19 protein-coding genes are annotated in these 17,186 nt (G+C 77.2%); 7 read left to right on the forward strand and 12 right to left on the reverse strand.

All coding sequences use genetic code 11. The features are described 5' to 3' along the window. The first annotated feature begins 52 nt into the window (after positions 1 to 52). Positions 53 to 1,387, forward strand: coding sequence for a hypothetical protein (locus ACI79V_RS01120; RefSeq protein WP_456886050.1), 1,335 nt, complete (start codon positions 53 to 55; stop codon positions 1,385 to 1,387). Here the strand turns inward: ACI79V_RS01120 and ACI79V_RS01125 are convergent. Beyond that, positions 1,335 to 2,735, reverse strand: a complete 1,401-nt coding sequence (locus ACI79V_RS01125) for an MFS transporter (RefSeq protein ID WP_456886052.1) — start codon at positions 2,733 to 2,735, stop codon at positions 1,335 to 1,337. The genes ACI79V_RS01120 and ACI79V_RS01125 overlap by 53 nt on opposite strands. A gap of 185 nt (positions 2,736 to 2,920) precedes the next feature. Between ACI79V_RS01125 and ACI79V_RS01130 the strand changes: the two genes are divergently transcribed. The 3 genes from ACI79V_RS01130 to ACI79V_RS01140 all read left to right on the forward strand — a co-directional run bounded on the left by ACI79V_RS01130 (position 2,921) and on the right by ACI79V_RS01140 (position 6,957). After that, positions 2,921 to 3,325, forward strand: a complete 405-nt coding sequence (locus tag ACI79V_RS01130) for a cupin domain-containing protein (protein ID WP_456886053.1) — start codon at positions 2,921 to 2,923, stop codon at positions 3,323 to 3,325. 54 nt (positions 3,326 to 3,379) lie between these two features. After that, the gene (locus ACI79V_RS01135; RefSeq protein ID WP_456886055.1) at positions 3,380 to 6,196 is read left to right on the forward strand and encodes an FAD-binding and (Fe-S)-binding domain-containing protein; all 2,817 of its coding nucleotides are present in this window, start codon (positions 3,380 to 3,382) and stop codon (positions 6,194 to 6,196) included. A 101-nt stretch (positions 6,197 to 6,297) separates the two neighbouring features. Continuing rightward, positions 6,298 to 6,957 carry an NADPH-dependent F420 reductase gene (locus ACI79V_RS01140; protein WP_456886056.1) on the forward strand — a complete coding sequence of 220 codons (660 nt, stop codon included), beginning with the start codon at positions 6,298 to 6,300 and terminating at the stop codon, positions 6,955 to 6,957. A 7-nt stretch (positions 6,958 to 6,964) separates the two neighbouring features. Here ACI79V_RS01140 and ACI79V_RS01145 read toward each other — a convergent pair whose 3' ends face one another. Then, positions 6,965 to 7,585 carry a GDSL-type esterase/lipase family protein gene (locus ACI79V_RS01145; protein ID WP_456886058.1) on the reverse strand — a complete coding sequence of 207 codons (621 nt, stop codon included), beginning with the start codon at positions 7,583 to 7,585 and terminating at the stop codon, positions 6,965 to 6,967. Positions 7,586 to 7,698: 113 nt separating this feature from the next. Here ACI79V_RS01145 and ACI79V_RS01150 point away from each other — a divergent pair, with 113 nt between their 5' ends. Continuing rightward, complete coding sequence (locus ACI79V_RS01150; protein ID WP_456886060.1) at positions 7,699 to 8,193, forward strand: cation:proton antiporter regulatory subunit; 495 nt, start codon at positions 7,699 to 7,701, stop codon at positions 8,191 to 8,193. 3 nt (positions 8,194 to 8,196) lie between these two features. Continuing rightward, positions 8,197 to 9,360 (forward strand): cation:proton antiporter, encoded by a 1,164-nt coding sequence (locus ACI79V_RS01155; protein WP_456886062.1) that lies wholly within the window; start codon positions 8,197 to 8,199, stop codon positions 9,358 to 9,360. A 58-nt stretch (positions 9,361 to 9,418) separates the two neighbouring features. On the opposite strand, the gene fabG is transcribed toward ACI79V_RS01155, so the two are convergent. The 10 genes from fabG to ACI79V_RS01205 all read right to left on the reverse strand — a co-directional run bounded on the left by fabG (position 9,419) and on the right by ACI79V_RS01205 (position 15,582). Continuing rightward, positions 9,419 to 10,180: a 3-oxoacyl-ACP reductase FabG gene (gene fabG / locus ACI79V_RS01160; RefSeq protein WP_456886064.1), complete on the reverse strand. Its 762-nt coding sequence runs from the start codon at positions 10,178 to 10,180 to the stop codon at positions 9,419 to 9,421. A gap of 142 nt (positions 10,181 to 10,322) precedes the next feature. Next, a complete protein-coding gene (locus ACI79V_RS01165; protein ID WP_456886066.1) occupies positions 10,323 to 10,742 on the reverse strand; it encodes a DUF350 domain-containing protein in 420 nt (139 codons plus the stop codon). An 84-nt stretch (positions 10,743 to 10,826) separates the two neighbouring features. After that, complete coding sequence (locus tag ACI79V_RS01170; RefSeq protein ID WP_456886255.1) at positions 10,827 to 11,294, reverse strand: AAA family ATPase; 468 nt, start codon at positions 11,292 to 11,294, stop codon at positions 10,827 to 10,829. Next, positions 11,294 to 11,557, reverse strand: a complete 264-nt coding sequence (locus tag ACI79V_RS01175) for a hypothetical protein (RefSeq protein ID WP_456877837.1) — start codon at positions 11,555 to 11,557, stop codon at positions 11,294 to 11,296. Before ACI79V_RS01175 ends, ACI79V_RS01170 begins: the two co-directional genes overlap by 1 nt. An 86-nt stretch (positions 11,558 to 11,643) precedes the next feature. Further along, the gene (locus tag ACI79V_RS01180) at positions 11,644 to 12,969 is read right to left on the reverse strand and encodes an AI-2E family transporter (protein WP_456886068.1); all 1,326 of its coding nucleotides are present in this window, start codon (positions 12,967 to 12,969) and stop codon (positions 11,644 to 11,646) included. A 103-nt stretch (positions 12,970 to 13,072) separates the two neighbouring features. Next, positions 13,073 to 13,231 carry a hypothetical protein gene (locus ACI79V_RS01185; protein ID WP_456886070.1) on the reverse strand — a complete coding sequence of 53 codons (159 nt, stop codon included), beginning with the start codon at positions 13,229 to 13,231 and terminating at the stop codon, positions 13,073 to 13,075. A gap of 352 nt (positions 13,232 to 13,583) precedes the next feature. Next, positions 13,584 to 14,114, reverse strand: a complete 531-nt coding sequence (locus ACI79V_RS01190) for a hypothetical protein (RefSeq protein WP_456877840.1) — start codon at positions 14,112 to 14,114, stop codon at positions 13,584 to 13,586. An 86-nt stretch (positions 14,115 to 14,200) separates the two neighbouring features. Then, positions 14,201 to 14,722, reverse strand: a complete 522-nt coding sequence (locus ACI79V_RS01195; protein ID WP_456886072.1) for a hypothetical protein — start codon at positions 14,720 to 14,722, stop codon at positions 14,201 to 14,203. A gap of 60 nt (positions 14,723 to 14,782) precedes the next feature. Beyond that, positions 14,783 to 15,244: a PPOX class F420-dependent oxidoreductase gene (locus ACI79V_RS01200; RefSeq protein ID WP_456886074.1), complete on the reverse strand. Its 462-nt coding sequence runs from the start codon at positions 15,242 to 15,244 to the stop codon at positions 14,783 to 14,785. Between the two features lie 68 nt (positions 15,245 to 15,312). Further along, positions 15,313 to 15,582, reverse strand: coding sequence for a hypothetical protein (locus tag ACI79V_RS01205; RefSeq protein ID WP_456886076.1), 270 nt, complete (start codon positions 15,580 to 15,582; stop codon positions 15,313 to 15,315). Between the two features lie 130 nt (positions 15,583 to 15,712). Here ACI79V_RS01205 and ACI79V_RS01210 point away from each other — a divergent pair, with 130 nt between their 5' ends. Then, on the forward strand, positions 15,713 to 17,131 hold the full coding sequence (locus ACI79V_RS01210) for an AI-2E family transporter (RefSeq protein WP_456886078.1): 1,419 nt from the start codon (positions 15,713 to 15,715) through the stop codon (positions 17,129 to 17,131). Positions 17,132 to 17,186: the final 55 nt, after the last annotated feature.

A 17,186-nucleotide genomic window follows, 5' to 3' on the forward strand; every position in this document is an offset into this window, starting at 1 on the left:
CCCCCCGGCTCCCGGTCCCCGCACCGGGGCCCCCGCAGGGTAGGGCGGCCGCGTGACGCTCTCCCGCCCGCGGCACCCGGAGGGGGGAGCCGCGCGCGTCGCCGGGGCGGTCCCGGCCGCCGTGCTGTCCGGGGCGCTGCTGGCCGTCAGCGCGCTGTCCTACGTCGTCACGGTGCTCGCCGCGCGGCTGCTCACCCCGGCCTCCTACGGCGAGCTGGCCGCGCTGCTCGGCGTCCTGCTCGTCGGCGTCGTGCCGGCCACGGGCCTGCAGACGGCGGCCGCGCTGCACCTGGGCGACCCGCGGTCGGGCCCGGCCGACGCCGCCGCCCGGCGCCTGCACGCCACCGCGCTGCTGGCCGCGGGCGCGGCCGGGCTCGTCGGCCTGGCCGCGGTGCTGCCGGTGGCCGCCCTGCTGCGGCTGCCCGACCCCACCCCGGCGGTGTGGATGGTGGCGGTGCTCGTGCCGCACACCCTGGTCGGCGCCTACGACGGGATCCTCCAGGGCACCGGCCGCTACGGGCGGCTCGCTGTCGTCGTGGGAGCGTTCGGGCTGCTCAAGGCCGGCGGTGCGGTGGCCGGCCTGCTGCTCGGCGGGACGCCCGCGGCGGCGCTGGCGGGCATGGCGGCCGGCTGCGCGCTGGGGGCACTGGTGTCGTGGGCCGGCTGCGGCCGGCCGGGGGTGTCCGGCGGCCTGCGCGGGCCGGCGCGGTCGACGCTGCGGGCGTCGGGCGCGCTGCTGGGCCTGGTGCTGCTGGTCAACCTCGACCTGCTGCTCGCCCGCCACCACCTGCCCGCGGCGCTGGCCGGCGAGTACGCGGTCGGCGCGGTGTTCGCCAAGGTCGCGTACTGGCTGCCCCAGGGCGTCGGCGTGGTCGTCCTCCCCCGGCTGGCCGACGCCGCCGGCCGGCGGCGGGCCCTGTCGTCGGCTCTGGCCGTCGTCGCCGCGGTCGGCGGGGCGCTCACGCTGGCCACCGCGGCCCTGGGCGCCGCCGCCCTGCCGCTGGTCGGCGGCGCCGCCTACGGCGCCCACCTGGGCGGGTGGACCTGGGTGTTCGCCGCGTCGGGCACCGCCCTCGCGCTCGCCCAGCTGCTGCTCTACAACGGCATCGCCGCGGCCGACCGGGTCGCCGCGGCCGCGGTGTGGGGCGCCGTGGTGCTGGAGACCACCGTCGTGGGGGCGCTGGCGGGCGCCGGGGCGCTGTCGGTGCTGACCGTGGCCGCCACCGCGGCGGGGGCCGGCGCGCTGCTGGTCTCCGTCGGCCTGCTGCGGCTGCGGCGCGCCCCCGCCCCGCCGGCGGACCCGCTGGCCGAGGCGGAGGTCGCGGGCGCGACGGTCAGCGGCGCGCCGGTCGCAGTGCCATCACCGCCAGCGCACCGGCCGCGCTGACGCCGCCGGCGGCCAGGGCGGCGGTGTCCCAGCCGGCGACCAGCCCGGCCGCGGTGCCCGCCGGGTCGCCGGCGGTGACCAGCAGCACCACGAGGGTGACCCCGACGGCGGCGCCCAGGTAGCGCGCGGTGTTGTTGGCGCCGCTGCCCATGCCGGCCCGCTCCGGCGGCACGTGCGCCACCGCCTCGCGGCCCAGGGCGGCGTTGACCACGCCGTAGCCGACCCCGAGGACGACCAGCCCGGGCAGCAGCCGCAGCTCCGAGGAGCCCGCCTCGAGGACCGCGAGCGCGGCCAGTCCCGCCGCCGACACGGCGAGGCCGGCGGCCAGCAGCAGCCGGCCGTCGACCGCGGGGAGCCAGCGCACCCCGACCGAGGTCGCCGTGGCCACCGCCGACCAGACCAGCACGAGCACGGTGGTGGCGAGCAGGGTGGCGCCGAGGGCGCGCTGCAGCACCGTGGCGAGGAAGGACATCAGCCCGACCGTGGCCGCGCCGGTGACCAGGGCGCCCAGCAGCGCGGCGTGGAACCCGCGGACGCGGAACAGCCCGAGGTCGACCATCGGCGCGCGCACGCGGGACTCGGCGAGGACGAACCCGGCGGCCAGCAGCCCGCCGGCGGCCAGCAGCGCCGCCGTCGTCGCGGTGCCGGCGCCGGACCGGGGGGCGACCAGGCCGACGAGCAGGCAGGTGACCGCGGCGACCAGCAGCACCGGCCCGGCGACGTCGACCCGCGGCCGGCGCCCGCGCGGGGACTCCGGCAGCAGCAGCCGGGCGGCGACCGCGAGCAGCACGGCGACGACGGCGGTGGCGACGTGCGTGGCCCGCCAGCCGGTGTCGCCGTCGAGCAGCACCGCGGCCAGCCCGCCGACGCCGGTGCCCGCACCGATGGCCGCACCCCACACCGCCGCGGCCCGCGCCCGCGCCGGGCCCAGCGGGAAGACCTGGGCGATCAGGCCGAGCGAGCAGGCGAGCACCGCGGCACCGCCGACCCCCTCGGCCAGCCGTCCGGCGACGAAGACGCCGGTGCCCGTCGCCGCGCCCGACACCGCCGCGCCCGCGGCCAGCAGCACCAGCCCGGCGGTGAAGACGCGCCGCCGGCCGAGGTCGTCGGCGGCCGCGCCGCTGACCAGCAGCGCCGCGGCCAGCCCGACGCTCATCGCCGAGAGCAGCCACGCCTGCCCGCCCGGGCCGGTGCCCAGCTCGCGCGCGGTGGCGACCGTGGTGGCCAGCGGGGTGACGAACGCGGCGAGCACCACCAGCGTGCTGGTGGCGACGACGGCCAGCGTCCGCGACTGCGGGGACGCCGCGTCGACGGCAGCGGGCGGACGGGACCGGACCGGGATGGACACGCACGCCCCCAGGGACTCGACGTTGTCAGTTGGATTCCCGAACTGACGCGGTCGACGGTAGCAGCCGCGCGCCGCCGGCGGGAGTGGCCGGCGGGAACGGGCGCGCATGGCCCGGACGGAGCGCGGGCAGGAGCAGCGGCGGGAGGCACCGTCCGGGTGCCGCAGGAGCAGGGAGGAGCGCGCCGATGGCGTCCGTCATCCACTTCACGATCGCGACCGTCGCCGAGGAGAGCCCGGACTTCCGCCGGGTGCTGTGGACCGGGGAGAACACGCAGCTCGTCGTCATGACCATCCCGCCGGGCGGGGAGATCGGCGAGGAGGTCCACGAGGACATCGACCAGATCCTGACCTTCGTCAGCGGGGTCGGGGAGGCGAAGGTCGGCGGGGCCACCAAGAAGGTGGCGCAGGGCGACCTGGTCGTCGTCCCGGCCGGGACCAAGCACAACTTCCTCAACACCGGGCCCAACCCGCTGGTCCTCTACACCGTCTACGGCCCGCCGGAGCACGCCGACGGCGCGGTGCACCACACCAAGGAGGAGGCCGACGAGGCCGAGGAGTCGGGGCAGGACGAGCCGCCGTCCCAGGAGTGACCGCCCTCCCCGGTGCCTCCCGCACCCGCGCGGGGCACCGGGGACACTGGTCCGGTGACCGTCGTCGACGCCGCCACCACCGAGATCGCCGAGGCCCTGCGACGGGCCGGGATCGGCGACGTCGACGACTCGGGCCTGGCCCGGGCGCTGTACTCCTCTGACGGCTCGCTGTACCGGGTACTTCCGCGCGCCGTCGTCCGCCCGCGGCACGCCGACGAGGTGCTCGCGGCCTTGGAGGTGTGCCGCGAGCTCGGCGTGCCGCTGACCATGCGCGGGGCGGGCACCTCGATCGCCGGGAACGCCGTGGGCACCGGCGTCGTCGTCGACACCAGCCGGTACCTCACCCGCGTGCACGCGATCGACCCCGAGGCGCGCACCGCCGTCGTCGACCCCGGAGTGGTGCAGGCCGCGCTGCAGGTCGCCGCCCGGCCGCACGGGCTGCGCTTCGGCCCCGACCCGAGCACCGCCAACCGCTGCACCGTCGGCGGGATGATCGGCAACAACGCCTGCGGCTCCCGCGCACTGGGCTACGGCCGGACGTCGGACAACGTCGTCGGCCTCGACGTGGTCACCGGCACCGGGCAGCGGCTGCGGCTGTCCTCCGGGTCGGCCGTCCACGGGCTCGACGACCTCCGCGTCCTGGTCGGCCGCGAGCTCGCCACCATCCGCACCGAGCTCGGCCGCTTCGGCCGGCAGGTGTCGGGCTACTCGCTGGAGCACCTGCTGCCCGAGCACGGCTTCGACGTCGCCCGCGCGCTGGTGGGCAGCGAGGGCACCCTCGCCCTCGTGCTCGGGGCCACCGTGCGGCTGGTCGCCGACGCCCCGCACCGCGGGCTGGTGGTGCTCGGCTACCCCTCGATGGCCGACGCCGCCGACGCCACGCCGGGGCTGCTGCGGCACGGGCCCACCGCGGTCGAGGGCCTCGACGAGCGGATCGTGCAGCGGCTGCGCGACGTGCCGGCCGCCGTCGTCCCCGACCTGCCCCGGGGCGCGGGCTGGCTGATCGTGGAGCTGACCGGCGACACGGTCGCCGAGGTGGCGGCCAAGGGGGCCGGCGTGGTCGCCGACGCGGGGGCGGTCGACGCGCTGGTGGTCACCGACGTCGCGCACGCCGCCGCGATCTGGCGGATCCGGGAGGACGGCGCCGGCCTGGCCGCGCGCACCTCCGACGGGCGGCCGGCGCACGCCGGCTGGGAGGACGCCGCCGTCCCGGTGACCTCGCTGGGCGCCTACCTGCGCGAGTTCGAGGCGCTGCTGGAGCAGCACGGGCTGCAGGGCGTGCCCTACGGCCACTTCGGCGACGGCTGCGTGCACGTGCGGATCGACTTCCCGTTCGGCCGGGAGCCCGACCGGGGCCGGGCCGCCTACCGGGCCTTCGTCACCGAGGCGGCCGCGCTGGTGGCCCGCTACGGCGGGTCGGTGTCGGGCGAGCACGGCGACGGGCGGGCCCGTAGCGAGCTGCTCGGCAGCATGTACTCCCCCGCCGCGCTGGACCTGTTCGCGCAGGTCAAAGGCGTGTTCGACCCCGCCGACGTGCTCAACCCCGGCGTGCTGGTGCGGCCCGCGCCGCTCGACGACGACGTCCGGGTGGCCGCCGCGCCGCGCCGCCGGGACGGGCTGGCGCTGGCCTACCGGCACGACGGCGGGGACCTCTCCAACGCCGTCCACCGCTGCACCGGCGTCGGCAAGTGCCGGGCCGAGCCCTCCGGCGTCGCGGTGATGTGCCCGTCGTGGCCGGCGACCCGGGAGGAGAAGGACACCACCCGCGGGCGGGCGCGGGTGCTGCAGGAGATGCTCGCCCCCGGCGGCCCGGTGCGGGACTGGCGCTCCCCGGAGGTGCACGCGGCGCTGGACCTGTGCCTGTCGTGCAAGGGCTGCTCGCGCGACTGCCCGACCGGTGTGGACATGGCCAGCTACAAGTCCGAGGTGCTGCACCAGTCCTACCGGCGGCGGCTGCGCCCGCGCTCGCACTACCTGCTGGGCCGGCTGCCGATGTGGGCCGACCTCGCCGCCCGGGCCCCGCGGCTGGTCAACGCGGTCACCTCCTCGCGGCTGGGCGGGCGGCTGGCGCGCTGGACCGCCGGGGTCGACCAGCGCCGCGACCTGCCGGCGTTCGCGCGGCGCACCTTCCGGCAGGAGTGGACCCCCCGCCCCGGCGACGGCACCCCGGTCGCGCTCTGGGTGGACTCGTTCACCGACCACTTCGCCCCGCAGGTGGCGCACGCGGCGGTGCGGGTGCTCGAGGCCGCCGGCTACACGGTGCAGGTGCCCGCCGACGACACCTGCTGCGGGCTGACCTGGACCACCACCGGCCAGCTCGACACCGCTAGGCGGATCCTCGGCGAGACCGTGCGGCGGCTGGCGCCGCTGGTCGACGCCGGGATCCCGGTCGTGGGGCTGGAGCCCTCGTGCACCGCGGCGCTGCGCAGCGACGCCGTCGAGCTGGTCGACGACGACGCCGCCGCGCGGGTCGCCGCGGGCACCCGGACGCTGGCCGAGCTGCTCACCGCGACCGAGGGCTGGGCGCCGCCGTCGCTGGCCGGCGTCGAGGTGGTCGCCCAGCCGCACTGCCACCACCACGCGGTCATGGGCTGGGCGGCCGACGAGCGGCTGCTGCGGCGGGCCGGCGCGACGGTCACCCGGCTGGGCGGCTGCTGCGGGCTGGCCGGCAACTGGGGCGTCGAGCGCGGGCACCACGACGTGTCGGTGGCGATCGCCGAGCAGCAGCTGCTGCCCGCGGTCCGCGCGGCCGGGAGCGACGCCGTCGTCCTGGCCGACGGGTTCTCCTGCCGGACCCAGCTCGACCAGCTGGCCGGCCGCCCCGGGCGCTCGCTCGCCGAACTGCTGGCCGACGCTCTGGACGAGGCATAGGAAGCTCTCCGCACGTCTCGGCGGCCGGCACGTGCGGATAGCTTCCTTTGCCTGGGGCCCGACCGGGGAATGACCGGCGGCCGGCGGCGTTGCGGCCGGGCATGACGACCATCGGCATCATCGGCGCCGGCCACATCGGCACGGCGCTCGCCCAGGCGGCCACCGACGCGGGCTACGACGTCGTGCTCGCCAACTCCCGCGGTCCCGAGACGCTGAGCGACCTGGTGCAGTCCATCGGGGCGCGGCCGTCCCGGCGGGGCTCGGTGCGGGCGGCGACCGCGGCCGAGGCCGGGACCGCCGGCGACCTGGTGGTGGTGACCGTGCCGCTCAGGGCGATCGGGGACATCCCGGTCGAGCCGCTGGTGGGCAAGGTCGTGCTCGACACCAACAACTACTACCCGGAGCGCGACGGGCACGTCGCCGAGCTGGACGACGGGTCCACGACCAGCTCGGAGCTGCTGCAGGCGCACCTGCCCACGTCGCGGGTGGTCAAGGCCTTCAACCACGTCCTCGCCGCGCACATCACCGCCCGGCGCAGCGTGCCCGGCACGCCGAACCGGCGGGCCGTCGCCATCGCCGGGGACGACGCCTCGGCCCGGGAGGCGGCCGCCTCGCTCATCGACGACCTCGGCTTCGACGTAGTCGACCTCGGCCCGCTGGCCGAGGGCTGGCGCGTGCAGCCCGGTACCCCCGGCTACGGCCCCGACCTCGACGCCACCGGCATGCGCCGGGCGACAGCGGAGGCCGCCCGGACCGCGTGAGCGCGGCCTAAGCGGCGCGGCGCGCCAGGCGGTCGCGGGCGGCGGCGAGCAGGGCCGGTGCCAGCGCGGCGGCGATCCGGGCGTAGCCGGCCGAGGACGGGTGGAACCGGTCGGCGGAGAACATCGCCGGGTCGGCGGTGAAGGCCCGGCCGACCTCGGCGGCCACCGGCGCGACGACGGCGCCGTGCGCCCGGGCGACGGCGGCCTGGCGCTGCTGCAGCACCGCGCACGCGGCCTGCACGGCGGGCCGGAACGCCGGCGGGACGAACGGCACGCTCGACATGTCCGGCGCCGGCACGACCACGACGTCGGTACCGGCGGCGCGCAGGTCGGCCACGGCGGCGCCGAGCGCGGCGGTGGCCGCGTCGACCGGCACGAACCGGGCGAGGTCGTTCGCGCCGATCACCACGACCGCGAGGTCGGCGCCGAGCGGCGCGGCCCGGCGCACCTGGGCGGCGAGGTCGCGGGAGACCGCGCCCGGGACGGCGAGGACGGTGAGGTCGGTGGCGATGCCCTCGTCGCGCAGCGCCCGCGCCAGGCGCGGGCCGAGGCCGTCCTCGACGCGGGCGGCCCCGGTGCCGAAGCCGATCGAGTCACCGAGGACGACGAGGCGGAGGGGAGCGGTCACGCCGGGTACAACGCCGGCAGCCCGGACGCTCTGCCCGCCGGTCCCACGACCGGCCGTGACCCGCGCCACCCGGCCCCGGCCGCAGAGGCCCTCGCGGCTGCCAGGATGCCCGCGTGGTGGAACTCGAGGAGACCCTGCTGCCCGGCATCGGCGTGCGCTACGGACTCACGACGCGCGCCGGTGACCGCCTCGCCGTCGTCGTGCAGCGGGAGGGCGGCATCGAAGTCTCCGTCTACGACCGTCGCGACCCCGACCGCACCCGCGGCGTCATCCGGCTCGACGCGGACGAGACCGGGGTCCTCGCCGAGCTGCTCGGCGCCCCCCGCCTGACGCAGCGCTTCGTGGACCTGTCCCGGGAGGTCCCGGGGCTCGAGTCCGGCCGCTTCACGGTGCGGCCCGGGTCGCCCTTCGAGAACCGCCCGCTGGGCGAGACCCGCGCCCGCACGCTGACCGGCTGCTCGGTCGTCGCCCTGGTCCGCGAGAGCGACGTCGTCACCTCGCCCGGGCCCGCGGACGTGCTGCACGCGGGCGACGTCCTGGTCGCCATCGGGTCGGCCGCCGGCCTCGGGCAGCTGGCCGCCCGGCTCGACGGCGACACCCGGGCCTGAGGAGTGCACGGCACCGAGGCGCTGCTGGTCGAGCTGGGGCTGCTCTTCCTCGGCCTGGCCGCCCTCGGTCTGCTGGCCCGCCGGCTGGACCTCTCCCCGATCCCGTTCGTGCTCGTGGCCGCCCTGGCCGTCGGCGAGGGCGGCATCGTCCCGTTGACGACGGCCACGCCGTTCATTGAGGCCGCGGCCGAGATCGGCGTGGTCCTGCTGCTGCTCGCCCTGGGCCTGGAGTTCTCCCCGGACGAGCTGTTCGCCTCGCTGCGCCACCACGGCCGCTCCGGCCTCGTGGACCTGCTGCTCAACGCGCCGCCCGGGCTGGTGGCCGGCCTGCTCCTGGGCCTGCCGTGGGAGGGGGCGCTCGCCCTGGCGGGCATCACCTACATCTCGTCCTCGGGCATCGTGGCGCGGCTGCTGGCCGATCTGGGCCGGCTGGCCAACCGCGAGACGCCGGCCGTGCTGTCGGTGCTGGTCCTCGAGGACCTCGCGATGGCGCTGGTCCTGCCGCTGCTGGCGGTGGCCCTGGCCGGGGGCGGCCCGGTGGCGGCCGCCGGCGGGCTGGCGCTGGCGGCCGGCACGGTCGTGCTGGTCCTGGCCGCCGCCCGGCGGCACGGGCACCACCTCGGGCGGCTGCTGTCCTCGCCCGACGACGAGCAGGTGCTGCTGCGCCTGGTCGGGCTGACCCTGCTGGTTGCCGGCGCGGCCCAGGCGCTGGGCGTCTCGGCCGCCGTCGGCGCCTTCCTCGTCGGGCTGGCCCTGCCCTCGCCCTTCGCGGAGCGGGTGCGGCGGATCCTGACGCCGCTGCGCGACCTGTTCGCGGCCACCTTCTTCGTGGCCTTCGGGCTGGCCACCGACCCGGCCGACGTCGTCCCGGTCCTCCCGGCCGCGCTGCTGCTGGGCGGTGTGACCGCGGCGACCAAGATCGCGACGGGGTGGTACGCCGCCCGCCGGGACGGCGTCGCGGTCCCCGGTCGCTGGCGGGCCGGGACCGCACTGGTCGCCCGTGGGGAGTTCTCGGTGGTGATCGCCGGCCTGGCCGTGGCGGCGGGTGTGGCCGAACTCGGCCCGCTGGCCACCGCGTACGTGCTGCTGCTCGCCGTCGCCGGTCCGCTGCTGACCCGGCTGGTCGAGCCCCGGCCGGCGCGTCCGGAGCGCCCGGCGGCCGCCTGAGGGGCACCCCGACGCGACGGGCCCGGCCGGGAGTCCTCCCGGCCGGGCCCGGTGACAGCTAGGCCTTGGGGCCGCCCGCGGCGTAGACGACCTGGCCGGAGACGAAGCCGGCGCCCTCGCTGACGAAGAAGGACACCAGGTGGGCGATGTCCTCGGGCTGGCCCACGCGCTGCACCGGGATCTCCTTGGCGGCGTAGGCGATGAAGTCGTCGAACCCGATGCCCATGCGCTCGGCGGTGGCCTTGGTCATCTCGGTCTGGATGAAGCCGGGGGCGATGGCGTTGGCGGTGACGCCGAACTTGCCGAGCTCGATGGCGAGGGTCTTGGTGAAGCCCTGCAGACCGGCCTTGGCCGTCGAGTAGTTGGCCTGGCCGCGGTTGCCCAGCGCCGAGGTCGACGACAGGTTCACGACCCGGCCCCACTTCGCGTCGACCATGTACTTCTGGCACGCGCGGGTCATGAGGAACGAGCCCCGCAGGTGCACGTTCATGACGACGTCCCAGTCGACCTCGGTCATCTTGAACAGCATGTTGTCGCGGGTGACGCCGGCGTTGTTCACCAGCACGACGGGGGCACCGAGCTCGGCGGCGACGCGGTCGACGGCGGCCTGCACCTGCTCGGCGTCGCTGACGTCGGCACCGACGCCCAGCGCCCGGCCACCGGCGGCCTCGATCTCCTGGACGGTGTCCTTGGTGGCCGCCTCGTCGAGGTCGAGCACGGCCACGGCGAAGCCGTCAGCGGCCAGCCGCTTGGCGGTCGCGGCGCCGATGCCGCGCGCCGCGCCGGTCACGATGGCGACGCGGGGGGTCCCCTCGCTCATTGCAGTTCCTCTCGCTGGTGGCGGCGGCGTCGGTGCCGGCCGTCCTCGTGGGGGCCACCGGCCCCCACCGGGGGGTGGCCCACGCTGCGACGGACACGTTACGTCGGGCGCGAGGCGCTCCCGACGGCGGTCCGGCGGCGTGTCAGGGCCAGATCGAGGCGACGATGATCGCGGCGACCGACAGCTGCGCGGCGCCGCTGACGAGGGCCGCCGGGTGCAGGCCGACCTCGGTGACCAGGTGCCCGAGCCTCCCCGGGGTGATCAGGTCCAGGCCGACGAAGGCGATCGCCTGCAGGACCACGCCGAGCAGGCCGAACACCACGGTGTAGAGCAGCGCCTGGCCGAACCCGGCGGTGGCGTTGGTCCAGATGGTGGTGAAGGTGATGGCGCCCTGGGCGAGGAACCCGGCGGCGAGGACGACCCCCGCGCTCACCGACCTGTCCTCGTAGATGTGCCGGCCGAGGTGGCCGGGGGTGAGCAGGTCGAGGACGAGGTAGCCCACGGCCAGCAGCACGAGGCCGACGGCGGTGTAGGCGACGGCGTAGCCGATGCTGGCCAGCACGGGCGGGACCTCCGGGGACGGACGACGGGGCGGACGGCCGTCAAGGTCTACCGCACCGCTCCCCCGACCCGCGCACGGCGGGCCTCAGCCGGCAGCCCGTGTCCCGTCGGCCCGGACGACGTCGACCCGGTCGAACCCCTCCGCCGCCGACGGCGGGACCAGCCGGGCGCGGGTGGCGTGCACCCCGACCAGGGGGACCCGCGACCGCCCCTCGCGGGCGTCGTTGCGGGCCAGGCAGGTCTCGAGCGGGGTGTCCAGCCAGACGGCCCGCACGGGGACGCCGGCGGTGCGGGCCGCCGCCACCAGGGCGACGCGCTCGGCCGGGGACGGGTTGGTGTTGTCGACGACGACGCTGCGCCCGGCGGCGAGGAGCTCGGCCACCACCCGCTGCTGCCGCGCCTCCCGCCGCCGCGCCCGCGGCCAGTGGTCCTTGCTGACCACCGCGTGCGTAGCCACCAGGTGCTCCTGCACGTACGTGGACTTGCCCGCCCCCTGCAGCCCCACCAGCACGACCAGCTCCCGGTCGCCGGTCGGGGCAGCGGGGTCCTCCATCACGCGGTGCGGCGCAGCGGGGTCACCGGCTCGTCGTCGTCGAGCCCGGGACGGGCCGCCGGGTGCTCGACGAGCGCGAGCACGCGCCCGGACATGAACCGCGCGGTGCGCACGGGCGTGCCGCCGCGGGTGGTCTCGGTGACCTCCACCAGGCCGCGGCCGTGGGTCACGTCGACCCGCCGTCCGGCCCGGGTGGCCTCGATCTCGTAGGTGCGGGTGCCGCCACCGGCGTCGATGACGACCTCGACACGATCACCCTTCACAGGGTCCTCCTCGGGGTCTCGCCGGACACTCCGCCCGACGTGTGGACAACGTCCCGCAGACCCCTGACATTCCGGGAAAGGGCTGGTCAGTCCGGGTGTCCGCGCCGTCCGGGCCAGTGCGGGTGCAGCGTCCGGACCGACGCCAGCGCCGCCCGCCGGGCCTGCGCGCGCTGGCGGGCGCGGCTGGTCCGCGGCGCCCTGGGCTCCTCCCGCAGCAGCGCGTCGAGCCAGTGCCCGCGCGGGTCGACGTCGACCAGCAGGGCCTTGACCAGCAGGGTGAGCGGGATGGCCAGCAGCGCCCCCAGCGCCCCGAGCACCCAGCCCCAGAACAGCAGGGCGAGGAAGGTGACCGTCATCGACAGGCCGACCGAGTCACCGACGAAGCGGGGCTGGACCAGCGTCTGGACGACGAAGTTCAGCAGCGCGTAGACGCCCAGGATGATCCAGAACTCGGGCCAGCCGCCGTCGAGCAGGCCCAGCAGCGCCGGCGGGATCACCCCGAGGACGAACCCGATGTTGGGCACGTAGTTGGTGATGAACGACAGCAGCCCCCACAGCACCGGCATCGGCACGTCGAGGACGGCCAGCGCGATCGTGTCGCCGACCGCGACGATCGCGCCGAACACGGTGCTCACCAGCAGGTAGGACCGGGTCCCGCGGGCGAACAGGCCCAGCGCGATGGGCAGGTGCGGCCGCTCCTCGGCCACCAGCGCCAGCCGGCGGCCGAACCCGCCGGACTCGATGGCGAGGAAGACCATCGCCGAGAGCAGCAGCACCAGGGTGCTGGCCGTGTCGGTGACCCGGGCGAGCAGGCCGGTGGCCAGGCCCACGAGCTGGCCGTAGTCGAACCGGTCGACGAGGTCCTGGATCTGCGTCGAGGACAGCCCCGCCTCGTCCAGCCGCCGCACCGTGTCGTCGAGCAGCACGGCGAACTGCGGGGCGTAGTCCGGCAGGAGGACGGCGAACTGCGCGATCGCCACCACCAGCAGCGATCCCAGCCCGAGCAGGACGCCCCAGACGAGCAGGAGCAGGACGGTGGCCGCGGCCCAGCGCGGCACCCCGTGGCGCAGCAGCCAGCGCTGCACCGGCATCAGCGCGACGACGACCACCAGCGCCAGCAGCACCGGCGCGACGAGCCAGGCGATCTCCCGCACTCCGGCGACGGCGATGGTGGCGGCCGCGGCGCCGACGAGCAGCACCAGCCAGCGGGGCAGCCCGCCGGTCGGCGCCGGGGCTGCGGCCGGCCCGGCGCCGGCCGGGGGCACCTCGACGTCGGGAGCCGGGGCGTCGGCCGGCGCGGCCGCGTCGGCGGCCTCCGCGTCGGCGGCCTCCGCGTCGGCCGGCGGCACCGGGGTGCCCCCGGTCCGTGCCCTCCCCGGACCCGGGCCGGGCACGTGCTGCCGCGTGGCCATGCAGCTCCCTTCCCCCGTCCGGCGCCCCTGCGGGTGCCCAGGGTGTCACGGCGCACACCGGACGCCGGGACGGGCGTCGGAGGGTGTCGCGCGCCGGCCGCGCTCACCCCCGCGCGGCGGGGCCGACCCGGTCGGCCAGCGCGAGGACGCGCCGCCAGGTGTCCCGGCACGCCTCCTGCCACTCGGCCGCGGCCCGGTCGGAGAACGAGTGCGGCGCGCCGTCGTAGACCGCGGTCTCCACCTCGGCCCCGGCGGCGGGCATCGTCGCGGCGAGCGCGAGCTGTCGGCCGCCGGGGCGACCGCGCCGGCGCCGGCGACCAGCAGCAGCGTCGGGCGGGAGGCGCGGGACGCGGCGTCGCCCACCAGGACCGGCCGGCCGTAGGAGCCCACGCCGGCGGCGACGTCGAGGTCGCCGCCGGACTGCCGCCACGAGTGGCTGCCGCCGAAGCAGGACCCGACGGTGACCACCGGCAGGTCCGGGCGGGTGCGTCGGCGCAGCTCGGCGACCGCGGCGGCGGGCTCGGCGTCGACCCCGGCCGGCGTGCTCCGCGGCGGTGCGTGTGGCCGGGCCCCGGGGTCGTGGCACCTGCCGTCGTCGCGCCGGTCTCCGGCGGTCAGTCGGCGTCGCTGGGGACCGCGGCCTCCGGCCGCCCGCCGAAGACGCCCGCGGCCACCTCGCGGCGGGCGTCGGTGAGCCACTCGTACTGGTGGTGGGCCTGGTCGATGAGGCGGTCGAGCTCGGCGCGGTCGAGCCGGCCGTCGACCTCGCTGACGATCCGCAGGGTCTCGAAGCCGCTGCGCTTGGCGCGCACCGCCGAGGCCAGGAACTCGAACTCGACGAGGTCCGACAGCGGCGAGCGGGACAGCAGCCGCCCGTTGAGCTTGGCGCGGGTCACCTTCTCGGCGACCCACACGCCGAGCTGCTTGTACTGCCGCACCGGCACGCCCAGGGCGGCCGCCACCCGCAGCAGCGACGCGCGCTCCTCGAACAGCTCACCGCGCAGCTGCTCGAGCGGCTGCTGCCAGCGGCTGCCGCGGTGGACGCCGATCATGCGGCCGACCAGCTCGATGCCGCCGGTGGCCGCGGCCAGGTGGTCGTTGAGGTAGATGCCGAGGAGCTCGGCGTTGCGCTGGGGCTCGGGCACGGCGGGCCTCCTCGGGGGCGTTCCGGACGCTTCATCCTCGCCGACCGCCGCCGCGGCGCGCGCGGCGGCGTCCCCCGTGCGGGCGGTCAGACCGCGGCGCGGGCGAGCAGCCGGGCGGCGGCGGGCCGCAACTCGCGCTCGAGGTCGAGGCCGCCGGCGGCCAGCCGCTGCGCCACGGCCTGCCGGGAGACGCCCAGCGCCGCGGCGGCCGCTCCCCGGGTGGCGCCGCCGGCCACGAGGTCGACCGCGGCCCAGGCCGCGGGGCTGCGCCGGGTGAGCAGGACCGCCAGTGCGGTGAGCACCGCCTGCGCGTCGGCCGCGGCCTCGGGGTCGGCGCCGCGCACGGCCAGCCGGACCGGCCGCCGGGAGGCCGCCTCGAGCGCCCGCCGGGCGGCGAGCGCGACCGGCGCGTCGTCGGCCGGAGCGGCACCGATCCCGATCCGCCAGCCGCCGGCGCGCACCAGGGCCACGACCGCGTCGACGGCGGCCGCGGCGTCCGCGACGGCGGCGGTCCAGCCCTCCCCCAGCGGGCGGGCGCCGGGTCCCAGGACCTCCGGCGGCCCGGCGGCCCCCGCGGTCAGCGGCGCGCAGGCGAGGGCCAGGGGCACGCGGGCAGCGTCGCGGCTCCCGCCGGGCGGGGCAAGCTCCTGGGCTTGCCCGGCGCGCCGCTAGTCCCGGGCGAGCTCCGGCGGGAAGCCGCCGGTGGCCACCGGTCCCCAGGACTCGATCGTGATCCGCAGCAGGCACTTGCCCTGCCGGGCCATCGCCGCGCGGTACTCCGCCCAGTCGGGGTGCTCCCCGCTGATCGAGCGGAAGTACTCGACGAGGGGCTCGAGCGCCTCGGGCAGGTCGAGCACCTCGGCGCGCCCGTCGACCTGCACCCACGCGTCGTCGAACTCGTCGGACAGCGCGCACAGCGAGACGGCGGGGTCGCGGCGGGCGTTGCGCACCTTGGCCCGCTGCGGATAGGTGGACACGACGACCCGGCCCTCGGCGTCGACGCCGTAGGTCACCGGCGAGAGCTGGACGCCCTCGCGCCGGCGGGTGAGCAGCACCGCCCGGTGGCGCGGGCGGAGGAAGTCGAGCAGAGCAGCACGGTCGACACGGTCGGCGGTCGCGGTCCTCGGCACGACCCCGACGCTAGCGGCGCCCCCGTCCGCCGGCGCCGGGGCCGTGCCGCCGGTGGGCTGACGGACCCTCAGTCCCCGGCCTTCTTCACGCCGAACATGAGCACCCGCCGGCCGACGTCGTAGTGCACGGTGTCGTTGTCGGCGAGCAGGTCCTGCAGGTTGTCGGCGTCGTCCGGGTCGAGCGTCAGGACCTCCTCCCACGCGCCCTGGTCGAGGACCAGCTGCAGGGTGTAGGTGCCGGGCTCGCCGGGCTCCCCGGCGACCCAGCTGAACTGGTAGTGCGACAGCTGTCGCACCTTGATGCTGTCGTCGGTGACCGGCTGCGGGACCTCGGGCATGGCTTACCTCTCGGACGTCCCGGGGCGGGTTCCCCGGAGCCACCCCCCTACCCCGTCGCGCGGGTCCTGACCCGGCCCGCCGGCCTGCTCCCGTGCGGTGCGGACCGCTGATCTGTGGTGCGATCTCCCCATGAGGTTCCGCCTGCCCGGACGCCCGGACGCGCCGCCGTCCGCCGGTGGCGCCGCGCCCCCGGCCGGGGCCTCGGCCGCCTCCGGGGCGTCCCCGGCCGGCCCGGGCCGAGCGCAGGACCCGGCGCAGGGCCCGGCGCAGGGCCCGGCGCAGGGCCCGGCGCAGGGCCAGGGTCCCGGCCCGGCCCCCTCGCTCACCGGCGAGGGCGGGGAGGGCGACCCGCGGTCGGCCGACCACGAGGCCACCGTGGCCCCGGCCCCCACGTGGAAGCGCGGCGAGCGGGCGGTGTCGGCGATGAGCACGCTGGCCATCGCCTCGGCGCAGCTGCTGCTCATCAGCGGCGCGGTCGTCGTCCTGTTCTGGGTGCTGGGCCGGCTGTGGGTGATCCTGCTGCCGGTCATCCTCGGTCTGCTCTTCGCCACCGTGCTGTGGCCGCCGACCCGGTTCCTGCGCCGGCACCGCTGGCCGCCCGCCCTGGCCGCCGCGGTCGTGCTGCTGCTGTTCCTGGCCCTGATCGGCGGCCTGATCGCCGTCATCGCACCGCAGGTGGCCGACCAGGTCACCGAGCTCGCCGACCAGTTCGCCAGCGGTCTGCAGCAGGTGCAGCAGTGGCTGCAGGGGCCGCCGCTCGACATCGACGAGGACCAGCTCGGCCAGTACGTCGACCAGGCGATCAACTCCGTGCAGTCCAACGCCTCGAACATCGCCGGCTACGCCGCCACCGGCGCCACGGCCGTCGGCAACGGCCTGCTCAACCTCGTGCTCGCGCTGGTGCTGGCGTTCTTCTTCATCAAGGACGGCCCCCGCTGGGTGCCCTGGCTGGCGGCCCAGACCGGCCCGCGCGCCGCGCCGCACGTGACCGCGCTGTCGCAGAAGACCTGGACGACGCTGTCGGAGTTCATCAAGCAGCAGGCGCTGGTCGGCTTCATCGACGCGTTCTTCATCGGCCTGGGCCTGTGGATCTTCGACGTGCCGCTGGTCATCCCGCTGGCGGTGCTGACGTTCTTCGGCGCCTTCATCCCGATCATCGGCGCCTTCGTCGCCGGCGCCTTCGCCGTGCTGATCGCGCTGGTCGACGAGGGCCTCACCGTCGCGCTGATCGTCTTCGGCATCGTGCTGGTCGTGCAGCAGATCGAGGGCAACGTGCTGCAGCCGATCATCCAGGGCCGCGGGTTCAACCTGCACGCCGCGGTGGTCATCCTCGCCGTGACCGCCGGCGGCAGCCTGGCCGGGATCATCGGCGCCTTCCTCGGGGTCCCGGTGGCCGCGCTGATCGCCGTCGTCTACCGCTACACCCGCGACGCCCTCGACGGCCGCCACCCCGAGGTGGCCGGCGACGGCACGCGGGCCCGCGTCGCCGGCGACGACGACGGCGCCGTCCTCACCCGCGACCCGGCTCCCGGGAGCGCCGGGCGCTGACCGGGCGGGAATGCCGGCACCCCCGCCGGCGCTGACCCCTGCGGACGTCGACCAG

The sequence above is a fragment of the Geodermatophilus sp. SYSU D00700 genome (genome assembly GCF_054050255.1).